General features: G+C 42.5%; 13 protein-coding genes. 3 read left to right on the top strand and 10 right to left on the bottom strand.

The genetic code is table 11. The features are described from left to right. Nucleotides 1–136: 136 nt before the first annotated feature. From pepN to MP3633_RS09480, 6 genes are all read right to left on the bottom strand, one after another. The gene (gene pepN / locus MP3633_RS09505) at nt 137–2,770 is read right to left on the bottom strand and encodes an aminopeptidase N (RefSeq protein ID WP_176335366.1); all 2,634 of its coding nucleotides are present in this window, start codon (nt 2,768–2,770) and stop codon (nt 137–139) included. A gap of 10 nt (nt 2,771–2,780) precedes the next feature. After that, nucleotides 2,781–3,605: a DUF2797 domain-containing protein gene (locus tag MP3633_RS09500; protein WP_176335365.1), complete on the bottom strand. Its 825-nt coding sequence runs from the start codon at nt 3,603–3,605 to the stop codon at nt 2,781–2,783. Beyond that, on the bottom strand, nt 3,605–3,886 hold the full coding sequence (locus MP3633_RS09495; RefSeq protein WP_176335364.1) for a YeaC family protein: 282 nt from the start codon (nt 3,884–3,886) through the stop codon (nt 3,605–3,607). Before MP3633_RS09495 ends, MP3633_RS09500 begins: the two co-directional genes overlap by 1 nt. Before the next feature lie 37 nt (nt 3,887–3,923). Beyond that, nucleotides 3,924–4,793 carry a rhomboid family intramembrane serine protease gene (locus MP3633_RS09490; RefSeq protein ID WP_176335363.1) on the bottom strand — a complete coding sequence of 290 codons (870 nt, stop codon included), beginning with the start codon at nt 4,791–4,793 and terminating at the stop codon, nt 3,924–3,926. Nucleotides 4,794–4,851: 58 nt separating this feature from the next. Then, the gene (locus tag MP3633_RS09485; protein WP_176335362.1) at nt 4,852–5,733 is read right to left on the bottom strand and encodes an NAD(+) kinase; all 882 of its coding nucleotides are present in this window, start codon (nt 5,731–5,733) and stop codon (nt 4,852–4,854) included. Between the two features lie 134 nt (nt 5,734–5,867). Beyond that, complete coding sequence (locus MP3633_RS09480; RefSeq protein WP_176335361.1) at nt 5,868–6,821, bottom strand: 1-aminocyclopropane-1-carboxylate deaminase/D-cysteine desulfhydrase; 954 nt, start codon at nt 6,819–6,821, stop codon at nt 5,868–5,870. A gap of 218 nt (nt 6,822–7,039) precedes the next feature. Between MP3633_RS09480 and ydiJ the strand changes: the two genes are divergently transcribed. After that, the gene (gene ydiJ, locus MP3633_RS09475) at nt 7,040–10,114 is read left to right on the top strand and encodes a D-2-hydroxyglutarate dehydrogenase YdiJ (RefSeq protein ID WP_176335360.1); all 3,075 of its coding nucleotides are present in this window, start codon (nt 7,040–7,042) and stop codon (nt 10,112–10,114) included. A gap of 71 nt (nt 10,115–10,185) precedes the next feature. Further along, nucleotides 10,186–10,926 carry a spermidine synthase gene (locus MP3633_RS09470; protein WP_176335359.1) on the top strand — a complete coding sequence of 247 codons (741 nt, stop codon included), beginning with the start codon at nt 10,186–10,188 and terminating at the stop codon, nt 10,924–10,926. Nucleotides 10,927–11,014: 88 nt separating this feature from the next. Here MP3633_RS09470 and pgm read toward each other — a convergent pair whose 3' ends face one another. Then, nucleotides 11,015–12,661 (bottom strand): phosphoglucomutase (alpha-D-glucose-1,6-bisphosphate-dependent), encoded by a 1,647-nt coding sequence (gene pgm, locus MP3633_RS09465; RefSeq protein ID WP_176335358.1) that lies wholly within the window; start codon nt 12,659–12,661, stop codon nt 11,015–11,017. Between the two features lie 92 nt (nt 12,662–12,753). Next, a complete protein-coding gene (locus MP3633_RS09460; protein WP_176335357.1) occupies nt 12,754–13,878 on the bottom strand; it encodes a beta-ketoacyl-ACP synthase III in 1,125 nt (374 codons plus the stop codon). A gap of 260 nt (nt 13,879–14,138) precedes the next feature. Here MP3633_RS09460 and MP3633_RS09455 point away from each other — a divergent pair, with 260 nt between their 5' ends. Then, nucleotides 14,139–15,284: a patatin-like phospholipase family protein gene (locus MP3633_RS09455; RefSeq protein ID WP_176335356.1), complete on the top strand. Its 1,146-nt coding sequence runs from the start codon at nt 14,139–14,141 to the stop codon at nt 15,282–15,284. On the opposite strand, the gene murI is transcribed toward MP3633_RS09455, so the two are convergent. Continuing rightward, nucleotides 15,281–16,090 carry a glutamate racemase gene (gene murI / locus MP3633_RS09450; RefSeq protein ID WP_176335355.1) on the bottom strand — a complete coding sequence of 270 codons (810 nt, stop codon included), beginning with the start codon at nt 16,088–16,090 and terminating at the stop codon, nt 15,281–15,283. The genes MP3633_RS09455 and murI overlap by 4 nt on opposite strands. Next, a complete protein-coding gene (murB, locus tag MP3633_RS09445; RefSeq protein WP_176335354.1) occupies nt 16,087–17,181 on the bottom strand; it encodes a UDP-N-acetylmuramate dehydrogenase in 1,095 nt (364 codons plus the stop codon). Before murB ends, murI begins: the two co-directional genes overlap by 4 nt. Nucleotides 17,182–17,184 lie beyond the last annotated feature (3 nt).

Here is a 17,184-nt window from a genome sequence, read left to right as displayed (position 1 = left end):
CTCTCTTATGCCAGATTTGAGTATGGAATGCAAAGAACCAGTAAAGATCTTCTCATGAGTGATTATTATAAGGTCACAAAAAGGCCCTCTAGGAAAAGTTCTTAGAGGGCCTTAGGTGTATTAAGTACGGGATTATTTAAGCAAGACTTTTAGAGACAACCTCATAAACATCTTTAGATAACTCTTCCGACAGAATACGTTCCAGTTCCGCTTTCATTTTTACACTTAATTCCGGCTGTAGTTTCTTCCATCGTGTTAGAGGTGTGCAAAGTCTGGAAGCAATTTGCGGATTTCTCTTATTTAATAAGATAATCTGATCGGCCAAAAAGCGATAACCACTCCCATCCTCTTTATGGAAGCCAGACATACTTTGACCAAACCCACCTAATACAGAGCGTACTTTATTAGGATTTTTTAGATCAAAAGCAGGATGTTCCATTAACCCTTTCACCGTTGCCAATGCCGCATCGTGTTCTTGACTCGCGGTCAGCATTAACCATTTATTGACCACTAAAGGCTCATCTTTCCATTGCTCATAAAAAGCAGCCAATAACTCGGCCGCCTTTTCATGTTGTGAATTCACGGCGATGGACAGCGCGGAAAACTGATCTGTCATGTTATTAGCCGACTGGAATTGCTCTGAAACAATTCGATGAGCAGTCTCATCTTTTGTTTCAACCCAGTAAGATAAGGCCATATTTTTCAGCGACCGATGTGCGATGTCTTCAGCTGTCGCCTGGTACTCACCTGAAATACTGTGCTCTCGATAAACGCGTTCAAAGTCTTCGGCCAACGTATTTGCTAGCTGAGCTTTTAAATATTGGCGTGCTTGTTTAATTGCCGCAGGGTAAATAGGATTTGCCAACTCTGAAAGGTACGCCTGGCTTGGTAAAGCCAGCACTAACGCCACCATCGCAGGATCTAAACTTGCATCACTTAATAATGCTTTAAAGCCATGTGCTAACTGAGAATTCACCGATAAAGTTTCACCGTCAATCGATTGCTTGATCAACGTATTTAACTCATTAACGGCCAATTGTTGCGCAGCACTCCAACGATTGAAACCATCAGAATCAGCCGACATCAATAGCAATAAGTTTGCTGGGGCATAGTCATATCGAAGTTTGACGGGAGCGGAAAAACCTCGTAATAAAGACGGTACAGGACGCGCTGTCAGTCCGGCAAACTCGAATACTTGTTCATTAGAAATTAAATGTAAAACATGATCTTCTGAATTCACATTGTCGACTGTTGCTGATAACGCGTTCCCCAACTCATCCAATAAACCAACACGTATAGGAATATGCAATGGTAGCTTGGTTGGTTGGCCCGGCGTTGCTGGCGTATCTTGCTTCATTGTCAAACGATAAATGCCAGTTTCTGCATCAAACGTATCCGTCACCGTTACAATCGGTGTACCCGCTTGAGAATACCAGCGCTTGAATTGAGTAAGGTCAACACCAGAAGCATCTTGCATCGCGGCAACAAAGTCATCACAGGTCACGGCTTGCCCATCATGACGGTTAAAGTACAGATCAGACCCAGCGCGGAATTCCTCTTTTCCCAACAAAGTATGGATCATACGCACTATTTCAGCGCCCTTCTCATACACTGTTAGCGTATAAAAATTTGAAATTTCAATAAACGACGCTGGACGTACTGGGTGCGCCATAGGACCTGCATCTTCAGCAAACTGCGCCGTTTTAAGGAAGGAAACATCTTCCACCCTTTTGACGGTTTCTGAATGCATATCGGCTGAGAAAGTTTGATCACGGAAAACGGTAAAACCTTCTTTCAAACTTAACTGAAACCAATCTCGGCAAGTAACACGATTACCAGACCAGTTATGGAAATATTCATGAGCGACAATGGCTTCTACACGAAGGTAACTGTCGTCTGTTGTTGTTTCTGGGCTCGCTAACAAACAAGAAGAGTTAAATATGTTTAACCCTTTATTCTCCATCGCACCCATATTGAAATCATCGACCGCAACGATCATAAAAATATCTAAATCGTACTCACGACCATAAGCCTCTTCATCCCAACGCATAGAACGCTTAAGCGCTTCCATAGCGTAACCCACTTTGTCGATATTATGGGTCTCAGTGAAAATCTGTAGCTTTACATCGCGTTTACTTTGCGTTGTAAATACATCGTTTTTTACTGCAAGATCACCAGCGACTAAAGCAAAAAGATAAGCGGGTTTAGGGAAAGGGTCATGCCATACAACAAGCGTTTTTCCGTCGTCTGTCTTACTACGCTCAACTTCATTGCCGTTAGACAACAAAACAGGATAGCGTGATTCGTCTGCAATAATCGTGGTCGTGAATACAGACATCACATCTGGGCGATCTAAATAGTAAGTTATGTGACGAAAACCTTCCGCTTCACATTGAGTACAAAACATAGAAGATGAGCGGTATAGTCCTTCAAGGCGGGTATTATTTTGTGGTTCAAGTAAGGTTTCACAGGTAAAAACAAACTTATCTGCGGTGGCCGTAATAATCAGTTTGCCTTCGCTGATTCTGTATTCTTCAGGTGGCAATGAATAATCATCCATGGCGACACCGATCAACTTCACATCTTCACCACCGTCTAGAACGAGTGGCGCTGTCGATTTTCCAAACGCAGGATTACGTCGCATGTGCAACCGTGACGTCACGATTGTCGTCGCTTCATCTAGATCAAATGTCAGTTCGGTTTTATCAATTAGAAAAGGAGGAACTTTATAGTCTTTTAAAAAAATCGCTGAAGGTTGACTCTCTTTCATGTGTTCTCTCCTAAAATGTCAATGTCGCTTGATAGCCTGTGTACTTACGAATATTTATCACGCCGGTATCGAGTATCCAATACTGGCCTTTTATTCCCATCAAAGTACCTTCAATACATGGCGTTTTTTCTGCATTAATGCTGGTGACTTTGGTCGGGTATTCTAAAACGGGGTAAATAAATTCGTGGGTTTCATTCTCGTCCGATAAATCGGTAATGGATTGCAGCCCGAACTCACGCTGAAGGGAATCAAGACCTTCATATAATTGACCAATTAAGCGCTCCTGTTCAAACTCAAGATCCATCTCGAGAGAAATCCCCTTGAGCATATTGCGCCAATTTGTTTTGTCAGCCACTTCCGATTTGAATAAGGTTTCAACCAAACCAGACATTCTTCGGTTTTGAACTCGAAATAAGGCTCGTGCTTGCGTGGCTCCTTGATCTATCCATCTGGTTGGCAATTGATCGCCGCGAGTAATACCGACTTTTAAAGCTGAAGAATTGGCCAAATAAACATAATGACTTTGCATGCAATACTGCTCTGCCCATTCAGGTTCACGACAGGTTCCTAAATGAAAATGGCATTTTTCTGGGCTCATGATACAAACATCACAAGCCGCTAACTTTCTAAAACAGTTAAAACAAAAGCCTTGGCTGAATGATTTTTTAGTGACTTTTCCACAATGAGTACAATGGATGGTGCCATCAAGATATAACGATATTTTTTTGGAAAGAAGATCATTAACTGTGACTCGATCGCGGCCCAAATCAAGATAATAGTAAACTTGACCGTCATGTACTTCCGTCGACATTTTTTTAAGGTTACCTTGTAACATCAAGCCTGCCCCTCAGGACCATCACCTATCCACTTAATGGTGTCATGCTCGTCGTTTGGCTTTTTAGCATCTCTGCCTTTGTGGCCTTTAGTCTCGATGTAGCCTACTCGATCTTTTTCCTCTTTATTGCTGTAATCGTAGGTAATAACGGCTTGTAGACACAACTCTGTTTGATCTGGTGTTAAACGCACGCCATTAGGCCATTTCCCGAGTTCAACGGCCTGCTTTAATTTCACGTATACTTCTGGCGACATATTGTCGATCATTTCTTTAAAATTCATTTTATTTCTCTTTGTATTCAAACAGATAGCTGTTCAATTAACGTTGACGATGCTTGGTTGCGACCCAATAGACAACACCCAGCGCTAAACCGGTTAATAATCCAATGCTATGAGCCGTATTAGCGATACTTCCTAGCCCTAACATTTCGGGAAAAGGAGTATAACCTACGGCCAACCAAACAATAAAAAAGATCATCAATTGCTTACTAATAATAATAGGCCAACGTTTATTTAAAAGTGGCAATAACCAAGCAAAACCAATCACACCATAGACCACGCCAGATAAGCCTCCAAAAAGAGGATAGCCACTTATTTCGTACTGTAAAGCGTTGCTCATGATAGCAATAATTAAGACGCCAACACTCCAAAGAATAGAGCCTAGTTGACGCTCAATTCTTCTACCAATGTCCCAAATCCATAAGGTGTTAAAGACAATATGAAGCACACTAAAGTGCAGCAGCGTGGGCGTAAAAAGGCGCCAGTATTCACCTTTAGAAAAAACTTCAGACAGAGTATAAAAATAAATATGACCATTCTTTATATCGAATGGCGTAATAGACAAGTAGCCAACCATAGTGAGGTCTGAGCCAAGTTTGGTGACCACAGCAACAAGCAAAGTGACGATCAATAGCCCTGCTGTAACAGGCGCTAACGTAAGTTGAGTAAAGATGCGACTTTTCGAAACCGAGCTAGATGTAAGCACAGGACGAGTTTGTTCTAACAAAGATGGGTCATCCTTCCAAATGGCCATAAGCTGATCAACAGTCGGACGCTGGCTTGGGTCCAACACCCACAACTCATTATGACCTTGTTCAGAAATAATTTGATGAGCCACCTTATGGTGCCATAAGGCTTGGGTTAACCCCTTAGGGTCTTCTGCTTCTTTGAATTGATAAACAAAATACATGGAGCCCTAAAGAGGATACCTTCTTAAGATGATAAAAACCTTAACCGCAAAATATGGATTAAGGGCGATAACTGGATTGCCAACCTAATTTATCACGACACACATTATAAAAATCATGGTTTCTAGGGTGTATTAAACGTATGCCACCCGTTTTTTTCGTGATGTAAATTTCATCACCTGGTGCGGCAGTAATATTAAGCTGACCATCACAACTAACACTGGGATAAGTAAGGTTGGATTCACAGACTACAATCCTAATTCGCGCGTTAGCATCAATCACTATTGGTCGGTTACTCAATGTATGCGGGTGCATAGGAACCAAAACCAGTGCATCTAATTTCGGCAATAGAATAGGTCCACCAGCGGATAATGCATAAGCGGTTGAGCCCGTGGGGGTTGCCACAATTAAACCATCGGATTTTTGATTCATCACAAACTGATCGTCGATGAATAAATCAAAACGTATCATTCTAGCGGATTTTCCGGGGTGCAGGACTAAATCATTGAGCGCAATGCCCTCGCCGCTTGGTCGGTTCTGGCGCTTAATTTTTGCTTCGATCATGAAGCGCTTTTCTTCTTGGTATTCACCACGAAAAATAGGGTCCAATTCTTCTTTTAGATTGTGCGGAGAGATATCCGTTAGAAAACCCAATGTGCCTCTATTGATACCCAGAACAGGGATGTCGTAATGACAGATAGCTCTTGCAGCACCAAGAAAACTACCATCGCCGCCTACTACCATGACCATATCACAATGATCACCTAATTCTTTTAATGGCGCAGAGTCGACTTTGATACCGGGCATCATTGCCGCTAACTGGTCCTCAAGTACTGGCGCAACATCCTTTTCTTGGAGGTATTCCATCAGCTTCTTGACCGTATCAAGGATCTGAGGTTTATCTAATCGAGCAATAATACCAACACGTCTAAAAAGACTCATGCGTCATTCTCTTCTCGTCTGTCGATGTAACAAAACAACCCACTAACGTGTTTTCAAAACGGGTTTTATTATTAAAGTGAGTTTTACATAATTGAGCCAACTTTAACATGAAGAAGCTGGCTGTCGCCATCTCGTTAAGGCAGGACAAAAGGATTACTGCTTAATGGATAGCCTCGCCAGCCTTGTAATCCTCCAGTATGGATAAATAATGTACGTCGATAGGGCCAAGTACCTTCTTCCATCGCTGTGAATACGGCATACATACTTTTGCAGGTATAAACGGGATCCAACGGACTATCAGAGTTATTTTTAGCAAATTCGTATATGAACTTTTTTAACGCGGGACTTTGTTTTGCGTAACCACCTTCATGACAATGGGAATGGAAAAATAATTTTTCTGAAAGCGGCTTTTGAATAGCCATCGATTGAGAGAGCTCAGCGGCGTTTATTTGTTGCGCTTGATCAACAATAAAATCCCTCTGATTTTGTGCGCCTTTTAATGCACTAAAAACGTGTAAATCAGGTGTTTGATGATGAGCCAATAAACCTGCTGCTGTTGTTCCTGTTCCTGCTGATACTACCCATGCGTCATATTCATCATCCATATTGCTAATGTCTCCGGCCCAATCTCGACACCCTAATGTGCCCAGCAGACCACCACCGCCTTCCGGAATCCAGTAAACATTGTCGTAGAGCATATTAATAGTATGAGTTACGTCAGAGGACGCACCTAGTCGATAATCCGATCGAGACGAAGGCCATAACTCAACACCGTTATTCACCATATCTATTAATGTCGGTGTTAACTTAGGCTGTAGTTCTCCTCGAACGACCGCTACCGCTTTGAATGGTATGGATTTTAGTGTCGAACCAAAAGCATGGAGGTGATTTGAAAAAGGCCCTCCAAAAGTTGCAATAACACTCGCTTGCTGTTTTTTTGCTTCAGTAAGATGGTGTTGAAGCTTGTGCCATTTGTTACCAGGTGCATGTGGATGTTCACAGTCTCCACGGTAGATACTCAGTTCGTAACGATGATGAAGCGAATGTTGGCATGATGACGATAAAATGATCGGCTGGATGAAGGACACAAATAAACCTAATCGTATGAGAAGCCTTTAATAGCGTAAGAGTAACATATTAATTGCTATGAGCATTCTCATTGACTGAGTTAGCAACGCTCTCTTTTGACTTATCTAGATCATGATATTTTTACGTATTGCTAATCGTTTTTTTCGTCTGATAAATATCACTTTATTGCTCGTTTCTTTGTTAAAATCTGCGCACTCATCATTTGTGGAGATGAAACATGATTCCAAGGCTTTCTGAAGTCTCGCCAATTCAGGCTAAATACCTTTCTTTCATCGAACGCCTGAAAGCCTCAGGATTTTTAGGGGATACCAACCCTGATTATGCTAACCGCGTGGTTCATTCAACCGACAACTCTATCTACCAGATTTTGCCTCAAGGGGTTATTTACCCTAAAAACATTCAAGACATCCAATTACTGGTTAGCCTGTCAAATCAAGAAGAATTTCAAGATATTGTATTAAGTCCTAGAGGTGGCGGCACAGGAACCAATGGTCAATCACTGACGGATGGTTTGGTGGTAGATTTATCCAAGCACATGAATCATATATTGGAAATCAATACAGAAGAGGGTTGGGCTCGGGTCGAAGCTGGGGTGGTAAAAGATCAGCTTAACAAAGCCATCAAACCTCATGGATTGTTTTTTGCCCCCGAGTTATCAACCAGCAACCGAGCTACCATTGGCGGCATGATAAATACCGATGCCAGCGGACAAGGCTCCGTAATGTACGGAAAAACGCGTGACCATGTTTTATCACTTAAAACGGTATTATTGGATGGTTACCTGCTTGACTCTTCCCCCATTAATGATGATTCGCTGGCTAAAATTCAAAGCGGCAGCGACTATTCTGCCCATGCTCACCGTATCGTTGATTCAATCCAAAAAAGTAAAGCTCAAGAAATAAAGGACTCTTTTCCTGCGTTGAACCGTTGTTTAACAGGCTATGATTTAGCGCATATACGTACCGAAGACGGACGTTTCAATATGAATTCTGTGTTGTGCGGATCAGAAGGCACATTGGGATTTATTGTCGAAGCAAAAGTAAACCTTCTTACTATTCCTACGCATGCAGCTTTAGTGAATATTCGCTATGACAGTTTTGAAGGCTCGTTGCGTCATGCGCGCAAATTACTTGCAGCTAAACCTACGTCCATCGAAACCGTCGACTCTAAAGTGTTAGGCCTTGCAAAAGGTGACAGCATTTGGAATTCCGTCTCCGAGTTTTTTCCTCAACACACAGGAGAAAACATCCAAGGCATTAACCTAGTGGAATATACGGGCGACGACGAGCAAGACGTCACCGAAAAAGTTAAGATTCTTACTGATGCTCTAGATATCCTAGCAAAATCAGGTGGCAGTAGCGCCCTAGGTTACACCATCGCCATGGGGCATGAAAACGTCAACAAACTGTGGGCTATGCGGAAAAAATCCGTTGGCTTATTAGGCAATGCTAAAGGGGATAAACGCCCCATTCCTTTTGTAGAAGATACGGCGGTACCACCAGAGAATCTCGCGGATTTCATCATGGAGTTTCGTGCTGTGCTTGACAGTTATCATGTTCAATATGGCATGTTTGGCCATGTTGACGCAGGTGTATTACATGTCCGCCCAGCCTTGGATCTCAAAAATGAATCTCAAGAGCCTATGATTCGAGAAATTACTGACAAAGTGGTTGCTCTTACTCAAAAATACAATGGTTTATTGTGGGGCGAACACGGCAAAGGCGTACGCTCCGAATACGCGCCTGCCTTCTTCGGGAAACTGTATCCTAGTATTCAGCAAGTGAAAGGCGCTTTTGATCCAAGAAATCAATTGAATCCTGGTAAAATTGCCACTCCTTTTGAGTTGGGTGCTGATTTGCTAAAAATAGACAGCGTCCCACTACGCGGCCAATTTGATCGTCAGATTCCTCTTAAAAATAGAGATCAATTTAAAGAAGGAATGTACTGTAATGGCAACGGCGCTTGTTACAATTTCGACCCTAATGATGCTATGTGTCCTTCTTGGAAAGGTACACGAGATCGTAGGCATTCACCAAAAGGTCGAGCGTCCTTGATGCGTGAATGGTTGCGCGGCATGAGTGCGCAAGATGTTGATACAGTGCAAGCAAGTAAAGAAGCCAAAAGCAGTCACTTTTTAATCAGTTTTCTCCCTCGATTGAAAAATACACTGGCAAAACGCCGTGGGGATTATGATTTTTCTAACGAAGTTCATGACGCCATGATGGGGTGTTTAGCGTGTAAATCCTGTGTAGGACAATGCCCTATTAAAGTGGATGTACCAGAGTTTAGAGCCAATTTTCTTGAACTTTATTACAGTCGATATTTACGGCCAGTCAAAGATTACCTAGTTGGTTCTTTAGAGTTTATGATGCCAACGATGGCCCTTTTCCCTCAACCCTATAACTGGTTAGTACGTCGGCGTTGGGTAAATCATGTTAGTAGCAAGTATATTGGCCTAACCGATAATCCAACACTGAGCACACTCAACCTTAAAAAAGAAATGTCACGTCGAGGTATTCGTTTAGCCACGCCGTTGGCCATTGAATCATTAAGTCCAAAAGACAGATCTCGCGCCGTAATTGTCGTCCAAGATGCTTTTACCAGTTATTTTGAAACTCAACTGGTATTAGATACGATGGAAACGTTAAGTCGCCTTGGCTTTCAAGCCTACCTCGCACCCTACATGCCCAACGGCAAACCATTGCACGTTCACGGTTTTATAAAAGCGTTTAATAATACCGCCCGTAAAAATCTCGATATGCTACAAAGATTATCGTTTTATGGTCTACCTTTTATTGGTATTGACCCATCTATGACGCTAACTTATCGAGCGGAATACACAAAAGCGTTTAGTAACAGCCGACAAGTGCCAAAAATCCAACTCATGCAAGAATGGTTAGCTCAAAAAAGCGAGCACCTCATCAAGCAGCCTTTAATGTGCGATAATTCAACCTATCACCTAATGACACACTGCACAGAAAAAACCAATGCAGCTGCCTCGATTCAAGACTGGCAAAAAATTTACAGCATACTCGGGCTTGAGTTAAAAGTTGAAAATGTTGGCTGCTGCGGCATGGCGGGGACTTACGGTCACGAGTCAGCCAACCAAGAAACATCAAAAACCATTTATGAACTTTCATGGAAAGAAAAAGTAGACAACCCTGTATTGATCGAAAAATTGGTCGCAACAGGTTATTCTTGTCGAAGCCAAGTAAAACGCTTTGACGATGTCGCCATCCCTCATCCGATACAGGTGCTCTTAAAACATTTAAGAGAAGCCACTGTCGATTAAATATTGGCAGATATCACACAACCATCAAGACTCGGAATTCCGAGTCTTCTTTTCCCCTATTAAGGAATACCATGAGTCACCAAAATTTATTACACGATAGCGCCGATGATCTAGGCCCTATTCGCATTTTTGATGATGGTCAGTATCGAGTTTTGTCCTTTGCAGAAGGTGATGAGCAAAGTCGTATTCGCCTTTCTACACCGCACATTTTGCAACACGAATACACCCAAGCCATGATGCTGCCTTTATTGTTCTGCGAGCCTAAAAGAGTGTGTATTTTAGGGTTAGGTGGTGGTGCATTACTTCATGCTTTACACCATGCAGTACCCGCTATACACATTACTGCAGTAGAACTACGTCAAGAAGTAATGGATGCTGCTGAAATGTATTTCAAACTTCCAAGAGGCAAGCGGATTACATTAAACGTGGCAAACGCCATTGATTGCATGGCAGAAGGCCTACCTAAGAAAGTCGACTTACTCATGACGGACCTTTACAACACTGAAGGTATGGATCAGGGCGTTTTACAGGCGAGCTTTATTGAGAACTGTGCTAAAAATATCAAAGATGACGGCTGGCTTGTCCTAAATTGCTGGATGAATGACAAAAATAACCAAGACCTCACTGACATCATTAAAAAACACTTCATTGATGTTCGTGCATTAGATACAGGCGGTGGTAACTGGGTGATTATTGCGGGTAAAAGAATGAACCATGGCAATGCAAAAGAGCTCAAAGCACACGCTCTAAGCCTGAGCAATCACATGGGTTTTCAATTAACTAAATGGTTGTCTCGTTTGTCGGCTGTTTGACTCTCTCACTCTACTAAAAGTACTGCCTGCTCATCAGGAAAAATAAAAAATGCCGCTTCATCAGCGGCATTTTTGATAAGCATAAAGTTTAGTTGTCTAGTACTTTATTCACTAAGGCTTTCGCCTCCTCTTCCAGCTTGGCAAGATGTTCTTCTGAAATAAAACTTTCCAAATAGATTTTGTACACATTTTCTGTGCCGGATGGCCTGGCGGCAAACCAACCATTCTCGGTAGACACTTTTAAACCACCAATGGCGGCTCCATTGCCCGGAGCATGAGTTAGAACAGAGACAATCGTTTCGCCCGCTAATTCGGTTTGCGTCACATTGTTTGCATCTAGCGCACCTAATAATGATTTTTGCGCCGAGGTTGCTGCAACATCAATGCGTTTATAAAAGGGCTGGCCATACTTAGCTACTTGAGCCTCATACAATGTCTGTGGATCCTTTCCTGTTACCGCTAAGATTTCCGCTGCAAGTAACGCCATAATGAATCCATCTTTATCGGTCGTCCAAACGGTGCCGTCTTTACGTAGAAAAGAAGCCCCTGCACTCTCTTCGCCCCCAAATGCCATAGAACCTTCAAACATACCTTCGACATACCACTTAAAGCCGACGGGCACTTCGCAAAGTCGGCGACCAAGGCCATTTACAACACGATCAATCATGCCACTGGACACCAAGGTTTTTCCAAACTGAATGTCTTGGGGCCATTGTGCTCTGTGTTGTGCTAAATATTCGATTGCCACTGCAAGATAGGCATTAGGATTCATTAAGCCGGATTGAGCACAGACAATGCCATGACGATCATAGTCAGGGTCATTACCCACCGCAATATCAAAATCATTTTTTAACTTGAGCAAACCTTGCATGGAATATGGGGAAGAACAATCCATGCGAATACGACCGTCTTTATCCAACGGAACAAAACGAAACGTTGGATCAACTTCTGAGTTTACAACGGTAATGTCTAAGCCATATTTTTTTGCAATAGGCTTCCAATAATGAATACCTGCCCCCCCCATTGGATCAACACCAATTCGAATTTTGGCGTTTGCAATGGCTTGCATATCGATGACATTTTCAAGATCGTTTACATAATGATTAATGTAATCAAAAGGCTCAACTAACCCGCTCTCTTCTATCTCTTCTATAGAAAATCGCTTCACACCGTGTAAGTTTCCTTTCAGTAAAGCATTCGCTCTTTTTGCAACCCAATCCGTTATGTCTTTGTCTGCAGGTCCACCTTTTATAGAATTGTATTTAATACCACCATCTTCTGGTGGGTTATGAGAAGGCGTAATGACAATGCCGTCACTAAGGTCAGTCTGTGTTTTATTATTGTGCGTCAAGACAGCATGAGAAATAACAGGCGTGGGCGTGAAGCCTCCATTGAGCTGAGTACGAACTCGGACGCCATTCGCGGTAAAGACACTCAACGCGGTTTGAAAAGCGGCTTCAGACAAAGCATGAGTGTCTTTGCCTAGGTAAAGTGGTCCTGAAATATGTTGAGCTTGACGGTACTCAGCAATGGCTTGAGTGATAGCAAGAATGTGATCTTCATTAAAACTGGCGAGTAAAGCACTGCCTCGGTGTCCTGAGGTACCAAAACTCACACATTCATCTGGATGAGTAATCACTCGAGGCTTTTTTAAATAATAAGCCGTCATGAGTTCAGGTAAATTTACCAGAGAAGTATGCGGAGCAAGCTGTCCAGCTTGAGGATGAATTGCCATATTGTAAGCCCTGTTAAGTCTTTGAAACGGATATAATCAGTCTCTCTTATATCTATTACAGTTTCAATGACTTAACGGAGTGTAATCGGGGATTATCGTTTCCGAAGGATTAAACTGCCAATCGAGTAACCTGCTCCAAAAGAGCAGATCACACCAAGATCACCGGCGCTTAAATCATCATGGTACTTGGCAAACGCAATGATAGATCCCGCGGAGGCGGTATTGGCGTACTCATCAAGAACCACTGGTGCTTCTTCAAGCGTCGCGTCGCGCCCTAGCAGTCGTCTACTGATCAGCAAGTTCATGTTGATATTGGCTTGATGTAACCACCAACGTTTCAATGCGGAAACATTAATGCCTTCGCTCAGCAAATGGCTTTCAATATGATCAGCGGCCATAGGGCAAACTTCTTTAAAAACCTTTCGACCATTTTGATAGAACAACTTATCTGCAGAATAAGGGTCTTCGTCGGTGGTTCGCGTTAAGTATCCAAAGTTAGATCGAATATTATTTGAATAAGACGTGACACATTTTGTACTAAGCACATCAAAGGCGTGTGCTGACTGACAGGTTTCACTACTTTCTACCACTACAGCCGTCGCCACATCACCAAAGATGAAGTGTGAATCTCTGTCCATATAGTTGACTTGAGGGGAAGTAAGCTCTGGGTTGATGACGAGAACGCCCTTTGAGGTGCCCGCCTTCACTGCATCAACTGCTCTTTGCAGACCAAAGGTCGCAGCAGAACAAGCCACTAGCATATCAAAGCCGAACCCTTCAATTCCTAACGCCGCTTGCACTTCAATGGCAATAGCAGGATAAGAACGCTGAGTATAAGCACAAGACACAATGACCATATCGATATCAGCGGCGGTTTTATTCGCGGCACTCAAGGCTTTTTGTGCCGCAGCAATCGCCATTTCAGCTTGATGAGAGACTTGATCATCCTCTCGTACGTCAAGAATCGGGCGCATGCGGTGTATGTCTAAAGCCCCCTTTTTTGAATAGATATAACGGCTTTTGATACCAGATGCCTTTTCAATAAAAGCCGCACTAGAAAGAGGTTTTGCCTCCATCTCTTCCGCTTTAATTGCTGTTTCGTTTTCTAGGTTAAAAAGTTCCGCCCAAGCGTTGTAGCTTGTAACTAGCTCTTCATTACTAATGCTGTGTTCTGGAGTCCATAAACCGACCCCACTAATGACGACTGAAGAATTCATTTAATACACCCTTTTTTATTATTATAAATAAAAAGTTTTCATATAAAGTATAGATGAGATTGTGAACGACATTGTCGATACAGTCCACTTTTTGTAATAACAAAGGTCAATCAATATTCAAAATACTTATATCAATACATGGCCTTATGGGTAAGACTTCAACACACTATTGTCCACTGAGTGGTTGTTTTTATAGAAGAAACCAGTATTTTATGGGATACAAATAAATACTTGAAAAAAATCCGACTAATCGAGTCCTTATGCCAAATAACAATGCTCTCATATTATCCGGTGGTGGTGCTCGCGCAGCCTACCAAGTTGGGGTTCTATCTGCCATGGGGAAAATGCTTCCAAAGAATACGCCATTGCCTTTTTCAATATTATGCGGAACCTCTGCAGGCGCGCTAAATGCAACCATGCTTGCTTCTCATGCGAATAATTTTTCTAAGGCTGTCTCTACTTTAGCATTCGTATGGCGCCATTTAACACCAGATCAAATTTACAGTGTAGGTCGCTGGCCTGTAGCAAGCTCTGTTACAAAAACCTTATTATCCCTTTTCCATCTCCATAACAGTGATACTTCTATCGCACTGATGGACAACACACCATTAAAAGAGCTCTTAACAAATCATTTGGACTTTTCTAGGATCAATACTGCCATTGAAAACAAACAGCTCAAAGCACTCGCTATTACCGCGATGAGTTACAGTACGGGTGAATCCACGACCTTTTTTCAAGGCTCTCAGGATCTTCAACCATGGAAAGGCAATAGGCGAAAAGGCGTTATAGCGGATTTGGGGGTTGACCATCTACTTGCTTCCAGCGCAATCCCCACTATCTTTCCTGCTCATAAAATACAAAACCATTATTATGGCGACGGCGCTATACGACAAAAGTCAGCAATTTATCCAGCATTGAAGCTGGGCGCTGAAAAACTATTTATTATTGGCGTAAGTGGAAACAGAAGCCCTAAAAAGTGGTCTGCTCCTGATATAGACGTAGAGTCCAGCGCCCCCAGTATGGCGCAAATTCTCGGCCAATTATTAAACAGTGCCTTTATCGACAACCTTGAAGATGATATTTATCAATTAGAAATCATGAATAATCTTATTCGTGACCTTCCTAAAGAAAAAAGAGCCAATCATCAAAACTTGCCGACAGAGACATTGATTATTTCACCATCTGAAGAGCTAAATGAAATTGCACACCACTATCTTGCCACTCTGCCTAAAAAAATTCGGGTCTTGTTAAAAGCAGCCGGTGGATCAACGTCTGAAAAAACCAGTTCAGCCGCGAGTTATCTATTGTTCACGCCGCAATACTGCCGAGCGCTGATTGAATTAGGCCATAAGGATGCCATGTGGGAAAAAGACCGAATTCTCGCCTTCTTTGAAAATAACGGCTAAATATAGACATGTCTTTTATCGATGATGACTTGCGATGCAACAACCCAAGAAACAAGGCGTTGCATGTTTTTAAAACCAAGAGAGCTGCACAGTTCAATCTTGCCTTCTTGTTGAGAATTAGGCTCGCGCAGTGCGCACATTTTCTCAGGGTAGGATTCTTCCAAGCGACGAATCAATTGAGCTGTAACACCTTCACTTGGTTCAATTATCTCACACTCACTTCCTAGCACTTGTTCAAAAAAATGCTTTACTAAGGGGTAATGAGTGCAGGCTAATACTAAAGTATCGATATTATTGGCGAGCATCTCCTGACTTAGTTCTTGGATCGTGAGTTTTATTTTTTCTTCCGTCTCTGGCCAAGCATCGATGTCAAATGCCAACGTTGAGCTGGACATAATCGACACCTGACTGTCAGCTTTCCAAAGGTTAATCAGCTGATTCAAACGCTCGCTTTCAGCAGTAACTGGTGTCGCCAATACTGCTACCTTACGCTGCTTACTAAGGCGAAACGCGGGCTTTACCGCAGGCTCAACCCCAATAATAGGCAAGGATGTGCTGGCTCTGAGTGCATCAATAGCAGTAACGGTGGCGGTATTGCAAGCAACAACAATAGCGCAGACGTTTTCTTTCTCGAAAAAACGACCCACTTTTATCAATCTCTCTTGAAGCTGAGCAACACTTTTATTTCCATAGGGTGCGAAGGCATCGTCTGCCAGATAAATTAAATCAAGATGAGGTTGTTTTTTATGTATTGCATTGAGGATCGTTAACCCCCCAGCGCCAGAATCCATCACTCCTATTTTCAATTCGTCGCCTCAACATGACCCGTTTCGATAAGAGAAGTCAGTGGCAATTGAACGGGCTCACGCTCTAATTCAACGCCATATAATTCAAATATAGATTGCTTTATTTTAGCTTCTAATTCTAATAAGGGTTCTGCATTTTCTTCTGAATAGTTAACCAGCACCAATGCCTGTTTTTCATAAACACCCACGCCCTGATATTGTTTGCCTTTCCAGCCTGCTTGATCTATCAACCACCCAGCCGCCAATTTAAAACCATCCTCAAATGGAAATGATACAAGATTTGGAAAACGCACCTTTAAATCTGAGTGTATGGCTTGGCTAATTATCGGATTCTTAAAAAAACTGCCTGAGTTTGCTAACACAGTAGGATCAGGTAATTTTTCACTCCTGACGTCACACACCAGTTTAAAGACGCTTGCCAGACTAGGCTTACCCTCAATACGATCAGACAAGCCGCCATAGCTCAGTAATAAATCCGCCTGTTTTTTCAATGACAGCTCTACCGACGTAATTAATAGCTTATCTTTCCATTTGCCTTTGAAATAACTGTCTCTATAAGCAAAGCCACAATCTCTTGCATTGATCCAATAAACGTCACCAGATGTTTTATCAATCACCTGAACGCGTGCCAGAACATCTTTTATTTCAACCCCATAAGCCCCAATGTTTTGCACCGGTGCGGCGCCAATCGTACCTGGGATTAACGCGAGATTTTCAATGCCAAACCAGCCTTCTTGTACGGCGAATGCAACCACTTGGTGCCAATTTTCACCTGCAGCAACCGTTAAACTGACTAAATTCCCGCGGTGCTCTCTTGCGTTTATGCCAGACAATCGATTAATAATTACCAGTCCCGTGACATCGGCTGAGATGAGTAAATTACTACCACCGCCGATCATGGTGACGGTTTGATTAAAATGATTGGCCCAAGCAAGCAGTTTTTTTAAAGAGTCTAATGTTTCTGCTATGGCAAAGTATTCGGCATGGTAAGTAAAACGGAAGGTGTTATAGGTGGCCAAAGATACATTTTTTTGAATGGATTCTTCCATGCTCTGCATAAAGGCGTCTTGTGTATTAAATCGCATCTTCATGGA

It is taken from the genome of Marinomonas primoryensis, from assembly GCF_013372285.1.
Taxonomy (GTDB): domain Bacteria; phylum Pseudomonadota; class Gammaproteobacteria; order Pseudomonadales; family Marinomonadaceae; genus Marinomonas; species Marinomonas primoryensis.
This window is presented reverse-complemented; position numbering and strand designations above follow the sequence as displayed.